This window comes from Skermanella sp., from assembly GCF_059503625.1.
This window is the reverse complement of record NZ_JCACHA010000795.1, coordinates 1-9,146: the sequence shown is the minus strand read 5'-3', so window position 1 is coordinate 9,146 and position 9,146 is coordinate 1. Positions and strand designations below refer to the sequence as shown.

12 protein-coding genes are annotated in these 9,146 nt (G+C 65.6%); 9 read left to right on the top strand and 3 right to left on the bottom strand.

Annotation, left to right across the window (positions count from 1 at the left end):
- Window positions 1-323: 323 nt before the first annotated feature.
- On the bottom strand, window positions 324-602 hold the full coding sequence (locus AC5JJ6_RS28135; protein ID WP_496045234.1) for a hypothetical protein: 279 nt from the start codon (window positions 600-602) through the stop codon (window positions 324-326).
- Between the two features lie 58 nt (window positions 603-660).
- On the opposite strand from AC5JJ6_RS28135, the gene AC5JJ6_RS28130 reads away from it, so the two are divergent.
- Both AC5JJ6_RS28130 and AC5JJ6_RS28125 read left to right on the top strand, forming a co-directional pair.
- Window positions 661-1,707 (top strand): transposase, encoded by a 1,047-nt coding sequence (locus tag AC5JJ6_RS28130; protein WP_496045233.1) that lies wholly within the window; start codon window positions 661-663, stop codon window positions 1,705-1,707.
- Window positions 1,691-2,029, top strand: coding sequence for a hypothetical protein (locus tag AC5JJ6_RS28125; protein WP_496045232.1), 339 nt, complete (start codon window positions 1,691-1,693; stop codon window positions 2,027-2,029). Before AC5JJ6_RS28130 ends, AC5JJ6_RS28125 begins: the two co-directional genes overlap by 17 nt.
- A 6-nt stretch (window positions 2,030-2,035) precedes the next feature.
- Here the strand turns inward: AC5JJ6_RS28125 and AC5JJ6_RS28120 are convergent, their stop codons facing one another.
- The gene (locus AC5JJ6_RS28120; RefSeq protein ID WP_496045231.1) at window positions 2,036-2,290 is read right to left on the bottom strand and encodes a hypothetical protein; all 255 of its coding nucleotides are present in this window, start codon (window positions 2,288-2,290) and stop codon (window positions 2,036-2,038) included.
- Between the two features lie 392 nt (window positions 2,291-2,682).
- On the opposite strand from AC5JJ6_RS28120, the gene AC5JJ6_RS28115 reads away from it, so the two are divergent.
- From AC5JJ6_RS28115 to AC5JJ6_RS28085, 7 genes are all read left to right on the top strand, one after another.
- On the top strand, window positions 2,683-3,315 hold the full coding sequence (locus AC5JJ6_RS28115) for an exopolysaccharide biosynthesis protein (protein WP_496045230.1): 633 nt from the start codon (window positions 2,683-2,685) through the stop codon (window positions 3,313-3,315).
- A gap of 431 nt (window positions 3,316-3,746) precedes the next feature.
- Complete coding sequence (locus AC5JJ6_RS28110; RefSeq protein WP_496045229.1) at window positions 3,747-4,202, top strand: Hsp20 family protein; 456 nt, start codon at window positions 3,747-3,749, stop codon at window positions 4,200-4,202.
- Window positions 4,203-4,280: 78 nt separating this feature from the next.
- The gene (locus AC5JJ6_RS28105; RefSeq protein ID WP_496045228.1) at window positions 4,281-4,790 is read left to right on the top strand and encodes an Hsp20/alpha crystallin family protein; all 510 of its coding nucleotides are present in this window, start codon (window positions 4,281-4,283) and stop codon (window positions 4,788-4,790) included.
- 10 nt (window positions 4,791-4,800) lie between these two features.
- Window positions 4,801-5,670: an NADH dehydrogenase ubiquinone Fe-S protein 4 gene (locus AC5JJ6_RS28100; RefSeq protein WP_496045227.1), complete on the top strand. Its 870-nt coding sequence runs from the start codon at window positions 4,801-4,803 to the stop codon at window positions 5,668-5,670.
- Window positions 5,671-5,737: 67 nt separating this feature from the next.
- A complete protein-coding gene (gene ftsH / locus AC5JJ6_RS28095; protein ID WP_496045226.1) occupies window positions 5,738-7,600 on the top strand; it encodes an ATP-dependent zinc metalloprotease FtsH in 1,863 nt (620 codons plus the stop codon).
- A gap of 42 nt (window positions 7,601-7,642) precedes the next feature.
- Window positions 7,643-7,846 carry an SPW repeat protein gene (locus tag AC5JJ6_RS28090; RefSeq protein WP_496045225.1) on the top strand — a complete coding sequence of 68 codons (204 nt, stop codon included), beginning with the start codon at window positions 7,643-7,645 and terminating at the stop codon, window positions 7,844-7,846.
- Entirely contained in the window at window positions 7,847-8,014 is a 168-nt protein-coding gene (locus tag AC5JJ6_RS28085) for an SPW repeat protein (protein WP_496045224.1), read from the top strand.
- A 498-nt stretch (window positions 8,015-8,512) separates the two neighbouring features.
- Here the strand turns inward: AC5JJ6_RS28085 and AC5JJ6_RS28080 are convergent.
- Window positions 8,513-9,146: phospholipase D-like domain-containing protein (locus tag AC5JJ6_RS28080; protein WP_496045223.1), on the bottom strand; the 634-nt coding region annotated here is incomplete at its 5' end.

The following is a 9,146-nucleotide window of genomic DNA, read 5'->3' as shown; positions in this document are numbered from 1 at the left end:
TGGGGGTTTCATTTACGGGCCCAAACCCCGCACAATCTACCCACGGGGCTTTTTACACCCCCCCCCCCCTTGGTCTCGACGCTCCCATGGATCAGCCGCCGAAGGTATTTTATGGAAAGGGCACTACTTCGAAAGGCCTTCCCTTTGAACTAAGGCAGCGTCTTGGTAGGCTTGGCTAAGCCGCCTAAACGAGCACGCAGTCTCGGCATATTTCCTCGGCGGTCCCCGCCATGCAGCATCCGCCAGAACGATCAACCCATCCAGGTGATTGGCCAGTTATGTAAGGTCTTCTCGACTTTAGCCATCCTAAGCTGGGACAGGATTCAGGCTCTGATCCAGAAGAAGCCTTCCTCGCAGATGAAGTCGAGGGCGTCATCAAGGTGCATGACGGCACCGAAGGGACCGGCTGGTCCCCATGCCTCGCGGCGCCACCAGAAGATTTCGACCTCGTCGCTGTCGCCGGTTGGGCACAGGCGCGCGACCGGTGCGCCGGTTCGGTTGCTGAAGAGCGAGTAGCCGCGCCCGGCTCGGCGGGCGTGGATTCCGCCCCTGGGCCAGGGATGGGCCTGGATGCGGTCAAGCAGGGGGTCGGTCTTCGCCATGACGATCTCCACGGGTCGGAACTGTTGGAGTAAACGCTTCAACCGCCTGGAGGGGATCATGGCCTGTCGCGCCCCGCTGCTGCCCGCCGCGTTCTGCCGCTGGCTCGAACCGGCGCTATCGGTCTTCTCATCGCGCTGCCGACCGCAAGCGGCGGCTCTGGCAGTGGGTGCGCTGCTGGCGATCGGTCCGCGCACCGTCACCAATATCCTGCGCGTGCTGGGTTTGTCCGAGCGGACTGACTTCAGCTCGTTTCACCGGGTGCTCAGCCGCAACACATGGTCTGGACTGGCACTGGCCCGTCTGCTCAGCCTGGCGCTGGTGCGCGTCTTCGCGCCCTGCGGTCCCGTGCTGGTCGGGCTCGACCACACCCTGGAACGTCGGCGGGGTCCCAAGATCAGACCGGCGGCACATTACTACGATCCGGTACGCTCGTCGCGCGGCCGCAAGATCACGAGCCGCGGCCTGCGCTGGGCCTCGGTCATGCTGCTCGGCGACGTGCCGTTCGTCCACCGGATCTGGGCGCTGCCGATGATAAGCGCCCTGATCCCTGGCAAAGTGTTCTGCCAGTCCCTGAACCGGCGCTACCGACCAGTCACCGCCTGGGCGCTCAGCCTGCTGCGGATCGTCCGGCGCTGGCTGCCGGGACGCGCCCTGGTCGCGGTGATGGACGGCGAGTTCGCCTCGCTGGCGCTGCTGCGCGCCCTCGGTCCGGCGATGACCGTGGTGTCGCGCCTGCGTCTGGACGTCCGCCTGTTCGACCCGCCGGCGCCCCGCCCGCCCGCCCGGCCGGCGCGGGCGGCGGGCGGTCAAAGGGCCGGCCCAACCCAAACTGACCCAGCGGCTGCGCGACCCGGCCGAGCCCTGGCAACGCTTCGCCCTGCTGATCCGCACCGGCCGCCAGTCCCTGCGCGTGGCCGAATTCATCTCCGGCACCGCGCTATGGCATCATCCGGGCCAGCCGGTGGTCGCGGTCCGCTGGGTCCTGGTCCGCTACCCCGGATCCAAGCGCGACCCCGATGCCCTGGTCTGCACCGACCTCACGGCCGATCCGCTCGTCATCCTCGGCTGGTTCTCCCGGCGCTGGGCGATGGAGGTCACCTATGAGGAAGCCCGCGCCCACCTCGGTGTCGAAACCCAGCGCCAGCACGCCGACAAGGCGGTGTTCCGGACAACCCCGGCCGTGCTCGGTCTGTATTCCCTGGTCGCCTTGTATGTCCAGGCCCATGCCCACCAACTTGACCTGACGTCGCGCGCCACCGCATGGTACCCCAAAAACGCTCCCACCTTCGCCGATGCCCTGGCCGCCGTACGCATATCCTTGTGGAGCGACCTGAATTTCGCCACAGGCTCAAATTCCAACGAAACCGTCCAAATTCCCCGTGTACTCTTCCTCAGACTCATTCAAACCGCCGCCTATGCTCCCTGACCTAAATCACCACCACAGATCAACCACAAACTCCCAGCTTAGGATGGCTAAAATCGAGGTCACCTTGTATTCGGCTTCGGTCTCACCAACGTCGATACTCGACCAATCGCTCGCGACGGCGGGGCTCGGCGCGTTGAGGCCGCGCAGGGTATCGTCGAAGAGACGCTCCAGGTCACGCCGAAGCGCGAGGAAAGGGGCGCTGTGTCCCCCAGTTGCCATGCCGGGATTGGGAGCCCAAGGGATCAGGTTACCAAAAGCCATGATCTGCCCTCCTTTTGAAGCAACACGATCACAACCTTCTGAGCCGGAGGCCCGGCTCGCTTCCCCCGGCCCGCCATGGGCGCCGGGGCTATCCATGATGTGGGTGAAGCCGGGCTCGTCACAAGGGACCGGAGGCTTGACGTCCGGCGTGCCACCCCCATGTCGAACAGCCGCAAGGCGCCGATGACGGGCCTTGCGGCTGTCTTCGAGAACTTGCCGACGGCCCGGAATACACCTTCCTTCGACAACACCCTCCGGCCTGGCTGAGGACGGCGATAACGTGGACCGGATAACGGGTCGGAAGGGGCAGGCATCCGGTGCTGTCGGGCAGCGGTGCGCTACCGCTCGGCTGATGATCGCCGGGCCGTCGATCATGCACGGGAGAGTTGGTCATGCATGAGAGAGTTGATGGCTATCCGACTTCGGACGATGTGAGGAGAGTGTCCGATCTCTTTCGAGAGTTGGAGAGGCGAATGCCGGGAGATCGGATCGCCCTGGGAGAGGTCGCTGAGGCCACCGCTGATCGCGCCTTCGGCCTTATGCTGCTGGTGTTCGCGCTGCCGAACGCGATCCCGCACGGAATTCCCGGCCTGTCCACCCTGTTCGGGCTGCCGCTGCTGATCGTTTCCGGGCAGCTCGTGCTCGGCTCGCGCAGACCGTGGCTGCCAGGCTGGCTCGCCGCGCAAACCGTACCCGGCGAGGCGCTGCGCCGGATAATGAGGAGCAGCTTGCCCTGGGTGGTCCGCATCGAGCGGGTTCTCCGGCCTCGGTGGCCTTGGCTAACGCAGACCGTGGGAGAGCGCCTTGCCGGAGTCGTGTGCCTGCTGCTGGCCGGCATCCTGGCGCTGCCGATCCCGTTCGCCAACGCGCCCATGGCCCTGGCCATTTGCATCATCGCACTCGGCCTGCTCGCACGCGATGGCGTTGTCGTGATGGTCGGGTATACCGTAGCCGTGGTCGGGACTGCGGCCGTATCGGCTGGCCTTATCGCGCTTGCCGACACGGCGCTGAAGCTGTTCCAGTGATCCGGGACCGTTCGAATCCTCTCGCGCCGCTCACATGGAATAACTGGAAACCGTCCACGAAGTGAATGCCGAAGTGGCGCCATGACCTGAGGAGAGCCGCTGCTCCAATGAGATGGAGGTGTGCGCCCGAAGACCAGTAGGAGGGTGGCGGCGAAAGCCCTCTACGGTGAAGATCCAGCGAACCACACCGGCCACGAGTCATGCGGTGCGGCCTGCGGGGGCCGGGGTGAGGCGGCGACAGCGATCCTGGAGGATGCAGCGGACAATCCCAAAAAAATTCCGCTGCACGGCGCCTTTGGTCCCTCTTGACGCACGATGGCGCGATACCAAATCCACCATCGCCAGGGGCCCTGTGAGGGACTTGGCAGGTTACCGCGCCACATCTGGCGCGCCTATCTCGTATCCATGTTGCTCAAGAGGAGGATGTGGCTATGGGCATGATCGACTTCTCTCCGCTGTTCCGATCGACCGTCGGCTTCGATCGGCTCCCCGGCCTGCTCGACGATGTCATGCGTCGTGAGCCGGCGGACAACTATCCGCCCTACGACATCGAGAAGACGGGCGAGAACTCCTACCGCATCACCATGGCGGTCGCCGGCTTCGCGCCGGAGGACGTCACGATCACCGCGCAGCCCAACCTGCTGGTGGTCTCCGGCCGGAAGCAGAGCCAGGACGACGTCCAGTATCTGCATCACGGCTTGGCGATGCGCGCCTTCGAGCGCCGCTTCAATCTGGACGACTACATGGAAGTGAAGAGCGCCTCCATGGAGCACGGTCTCCTGTCCCTGGAGCTTGCCCGTGAGGTGCCCGAGGCGATGAAGCCCCGCACTATCCAGATCAGCGGCGGCTCAGAGCAACAGCAGAAAACCATCGAAGGCGGGAGGTGACCTGATCGGACTTCGATGGAGCCGCGACAAGAGGAAATGTGAAGAGAGGACATGTAACGACAGGCTAAGGAGGACGACATGAGTGTCCGCGATCTCATTCCGTGGGGCCGCGATCGCAGCAGCCCCACCGTGCGGGGTGGTGAAGTCATGGATCCGATCCTTTCCCTGCACCGTGAAATGAACCGTCTGTTCGACGACTTCTTCGGGGGTGCCGGCAGCCGCCTGCCGTCGGTCGGCTTCGGCGGCCCGGGCTGGCCCCAGACCGATGTCGTTGAAAACGACCAGGAGTACCGGGTCACGGCCGAACTGCCGAGCCTGGAGGAGAAGGACATCGATCTCACCTTCCAGGACGGCGTGCTGACCCTCAAGGGCGAGAAGAAGGTGGAGCATGGCGGCGAGGGTGCCCGCTACACCGAGCGCTATCATGGCCGCTTCCAGCGCTCCATCGGCGTGGGGCCCGACGTGGACGAGGACAAGGTAAGCGCCTCGTTCAGGAACGGCGTTCTCACGGTCGTACTGCCCAAGTCGCCGGAGGCGGAGAGCAAGGTCAAGCACATCTCCATCAACGGCGGTGGTGAAAAACGGTGAGTGAGCCTTGGTGAGCGCGCTGCCCGGCCAGTCCGGCGGGCGGCGCGCCGGCATCGTCCGCGTCAGGGAGGATGTCATGTGGATGGAAACGGAAACGCAGCAGGTCGATACCAAGCTTGATGTGTTCAGCAGCGTGGCCTGGGAGATCGCCCCCTCTCCGGCAGGCCTAGGGGCTCAGCCGCAGCCTGCCAATGACTCTGCCGATAAATCCAGTTGGGCAGTTCAGTCGACCGTCTTGCCGGCCGGTGCGATGGCCATCATTCACAAGCCCGGGCGCAGCGCAATCTCGTCCGGCAAAGCCAGGGCGCGCGAGTGGGTCATGAGCTTCCAGCCATGCTCCGCGCAGTTCATCGAGCCGCTCATGGGCTGGTGCGGTGGCGACGATCCTCTGCGGCATGTTGAGCTGAGATTTCCGTCCCGGCAGACCGCGATCGAGTTCGCACAGCGTCACGGCATCGCGTACGAGGTGAGCGATCCGCCGGGTGAACGGCATGCGGCTGTTAAACCCGCGGCCCTGCCGGCAGCGGCGCTGGACGATTTGACGTTGATCGGTCTGGACACGGCCGGGAGCGATGTTTCGCGCTGGTCGGCCGCGGAAGTGGAGCGGGCCATCCTTGATCCGGCCCGGATGTTCCGCGATCCATTCGACGTGGTTGCCGATTCGGACCTGACGTCGGCCGAGAAGCGCAAGATCCTGAAGTCTTGGGAATGGGACGCGCTCCGCATCGAGGCAACCCAGTACGAGGCGCCGTTCGAGGATGAGCCTTCGCGGCTGGAGGAAATCCGGGCAGCGCTGCGTGCGCTCGACAGCCCAGTGCCGTTGCCGATCCCGGCGAACGTCAATGTCTGCCTTGAGCGGGAGGCGGTCAGGGTCGCCTGAAGGGGCCGGCAATCGGAAGGTGTCATGATCTGCGTAACGACCTGCGTGACAGCACTTCGGAGACGCCATGGATAACAAAACCCAGTTCAACATCTGGTTCGTGATCGTCGCCTTCCTGGGCGTGCTGGCCTTCCAGTACGTCTGGCAGGCGGCGCGCACCGTTGCGACCATCCCCTACAGCGAGTTTCAGCAGTTGGCCCGGGATGACAAGGTCGCCGAAGTGGTGATCACTGAGAACCACATCCAGGGCCGGCTGAAGGAGCCGCTGCCCGATGGCCGGTCCCAGTTCATCACCCGCAAGGTAGAGTCCGATCTGGCCAGCGAACTGGCAGCCAAAGGCGTGACCGTGACGGGCGCCACCGAGGAAACGTTCGTCGGGCAGGTGCTGTCCTGGGTGCTGCCGGCACTTGTGTTTGTTGGCGTGTGGATACTGCTGATGCGCCGGTTCGCCGGTTCGGGACTGGGCGGCGGCTTCATGCAGATCGGTAAGAGCAAGGCCAGGATCTACGTCGAGACGGATACCAGGGTCACCTTCGACGACGTGGCCGGCGTCGATGAGGCCAAGGAGGAGCTGCGCGAAATCGTCAGTTTCCTCAAGGACCCGGCGACTTACGGCCGTCTCGGTGCGCGAACGCCCAAGGGTGTCCTGCTGGTCGGGCCTCCCGGTACCGGCAAGACGCTGCTGGCCCGCGCCGTAGCCGGTGAGGCGGGTGTGCCTTTCTTCTCGATCAGCGGCTCCGAGTTCGTCGAGATGTTCGTCGGCGTCGGCGCCGCGCGCGTGCGGGACCTGTTCGAGCAGGCGCGGGTCAAGGCGCCGGCGATCATCTTCATCGACGAGCTGGATGCGCTGGGCCGCGCCCGCGGGGCCTATCCCGGCGGCGGCCATGACGAGAAGGAAACCACGCTGAACCAGTTGCTGGTCGAAATGGATGGCTTCGATCCCCGCAGCGGCCTGGTGCTGCTGGCGGCGACGAACCGCCCGGAGATCCTCGACCCCGCGCTGCTGCGCGCCGGGCGCTTCGACCGGCAGGTGCTGGTCGACCGTCCGGATAAGGCGGGGCGCATCCAGATCCTGCGCGTGCACCTGAGGAAGGCCAAGGTTGCCACCGAGGTGGATGTGGAGCAGCTTGCGGCTCTGACCCCCGGCTTCAGCGGCGCCGACCTCGCCAACCTGGTCAACGAGGCGGCGATCATCGCCACGCGCCGGGGCGGCGAAACGGTGACCATGGCCGACTTCACCGCTGCCGTGGAGCGCATCGTCGCCGGTCTGGAGCGGCGCAACCGCCTGCTCAACCCGTTCGAGCGCCGGGTGGTGGCCTACCACGAGATGGGACACGCCCTGGTCGCCATGTCGCTGGCGGGCACCGATCCTGTCCATAAGGTGTCGATCATCCCGCGCGGCATCGGCGCGCTCGGCTACACGATCCAGCGGCCGACCGAGGATCGCTTCCTGATGACCCGCGAAGAGTTGGAGAACAAGATGGCGGTGCTGCTCGGCGGCCGGGCGGCGGAGCACATCGTGTTCGGCCACCTGTCCACGGGAGCCACCGATGACTTGGCCAAAGTGACGGACATCGCCCGTGGCATGGTGGTGCGCTACGGCATGTCGGATGCGCTGGGGCACGTCGCCTACGAGACGGACCGCTCCTCGCCGCTGCTTGGACCCGTTCCCGGCGGTGGTCTGGTGGAGCGCCGCTACAGCGACGAGACCGCGCGTGATATCGACCATGCGGTGCGCGGCATTGTGGACGCGGCGTTCGGGCGCGCGGTCGACGTCCTGACGCGGCGCCGGGACGATCTGGAACGGACGGCTGCGCGCCTGCTTGAGAAGGAGACGCTGGAGGAAGCCGACCTGCGTGAGCTGGTTGGTGAAGTCCCCAACCCGCCCGTTCCATCCCGAACCCCCTCCCTATCGGCGGCCGGGGCGTGATCCGGCCCCGTGCTGGGCCGGAGTGCTTTCATGGAGGGAATCATGACGTACGCGACGTGGAAGGAAAGGAAGGACAAGGGATTCATCGACATCGTGAACCTGGTGCTCGGCGCCGTTCTGTTCCTCGGGCCGTGGCTGTTCGGCTTCGCGGAGCAGCCGCAAGCGGCCTGGAACGCCTGGATCACCGGCATCGTTATGATCGGCCTGGCGGCGGCGACCTTCGCCTTCGCGGAGTGGGAAGAGTAGATGAACCTGGTGGTTGGCCTGTGGGCGGTGGCGCCGCCCTGGATCCTTGGGTTCGCCGGCGACGCTTCAGCGACATGGAGCCACGTGGTCGTCGGCCTGGTGGTGGCGGCGTTGTCGGCGGCTCGGAGTTGGTACTTCCACCAAAACCCGCCCCGGGCAACCGCGTAAGTCCGATAGGTGGGATTGGCGCGGTGCGGCGACGCCGAGGGTAATGGTCCGGACCGGGGCGCGCATCGCTCCGGTCCGGACCGGGCCAACTCCTCCTGTCCTGATCAAGCGGAAAGCGCTACATCACCGAAAGCTACCGGCAGCCCCGGATCTTCAAGGCTCAAAGGTCAGTCCGGGCGACTGGGGCTGGTCGCCGGGCCGCGACCCGCTCGCGCCGCCGTAAGCTTTTGCAGGGCGACGCAGGCTGCGGCATCAGCATGGCAAGTACCCACAGGGGCGGTGCCGCGAGGACCGGCGAAACGGAAATCAGCAAGGCGGCAAGGGCCATCGCCACGGGATAGGAGAAGACGTCGCGCCGGACTGAAGTTCTCCTATCCTCCTGATCTGACGGATCCGTCTCGGGCAGATCGGCGGCGCTCGTGACCGTACCCTCTCGGTGGCCATCAGATCCGGGAGGTAAGGCTTTATGGCCTGATATCGCCGAGGGCGTCCCGGAGATCATGCCGTCCTCCGATCCTGCCAGTTTCGCTGCGCCTGGGGGCTGAGCGCGCCGAGCAATAACCGGCCTGGTTCGAGGGGGCTGTAAGGATCGAACACCCGGGTGTCGGGAGCCCAACGGGCCAATGCGCTGACCTGGGGATGGAGAGGAACCAGCGTCCTCTCGCCGCCGCGAAGCTTTTCGATCGCACCGATCAGACTTCCCGTCCGGCTGATTTCCGCCGTCACCTCCTCGGACCGGCAGCCGAGATGTTCCGCCAGGAGCCTGTCGCGCAACCCGGCCACGGCCGCCGCGATGTCGGCCCGTCCCAAAGCTTCAACAGCGAGGTCGCTTTCGGTGTCCACACCCATGGAGCGGTTCGCCAGGTTCGACGATCCGATCCTCATGAACGTGTCATCCATGATCATCACCTTGGCATGAACCTTCACATCGTGTTCGCCCGACACCACCGGATAGTAGAGGGCGAGACGGCCGTAACGATCGGCCGCCCGGAGGTGCTCCAGCACACGTGCACGGCCGACGCCCATCGTGGCCTCCTCCAGCCAGCCCGAAGCCCGCCGGGGCAGCACGAGCACCACTTCGGGACCGCTCGGGCGGGAAAGGCTCTCGGCGAGCTGGTAGCTGATCATCCCG

Coding starts and splice junctions, on each gene's coding strand:
- AC5JJ6_RS28135 (WP_496045234.1), bottom strand. CDS start 602: ATGGCGAAGACCGACCCCCTGCTTGACCGCATCCAGGCCCATCCCTGG.
- AC5JJ6_RS28130 (WP_496045233.1), top strand. CDS start 661: ATGGCCTGTCGCGCCCCGCTGCTGCCCGCCGCGTTCTGCCGCTGGCTC.
- AC5JJ6_RS28125 (WP_496045232.1), top strand. CDS start 1,691: ATGGAGGTCACCTATGAGGAAGCCCGCGCCCACCTCGGTGTCGAAACC.
- AC5JJ6_RS28120 (WP_496045231.1), bottom strand. CDS start 2,290: ATGGCTTTTGGTAACCTGATCCCTTGGGCTCCCAATCCCGGCATGGCA.
- AC5JJ6_RS28115 (WP_496045230.1), top strand. CDS start 2,683: ATGCATGAGAGAGTTGATGGCTATCCGACTTCGGACGATGTGAGGAGA.
- AC5JJ6_RS28110 (WP_496045229.1), top strand. CDS start 3,747: ATGGGCATGATCGACTTCTCTCCGCTGTTCCGATCGACCGTCGGCTTC.
- AC5JJ6_RS28105 (WP_496045228.1), top strand. CDS start 4,281: ATGAGTGTCCGCGATCTCATTCCGTGGGGCCGCGATCGCAGCAGCCCC.
- ftsH (WP_496045226.1), top strand. CDS start 5,738: ATGGATAACAAAACCCAGTTCAACATCTGGTTCGTGATCGTCGCCTTC.
- AC5JJ6_RS28090 (WP_496045225.1), top strand. CDS start 7,643: ATGACGTACGCGACGTGGAAGGAAAGGAAGGACAAGGGATTCATCGAC.
- AC5JJ6_RS28085 (WP_496045224.1), top strand. CDS start 7,847: ATGAACCTGGTGGTTGGCCTGTGGGCGGTGGCGCCGCCCTGGATCCTT.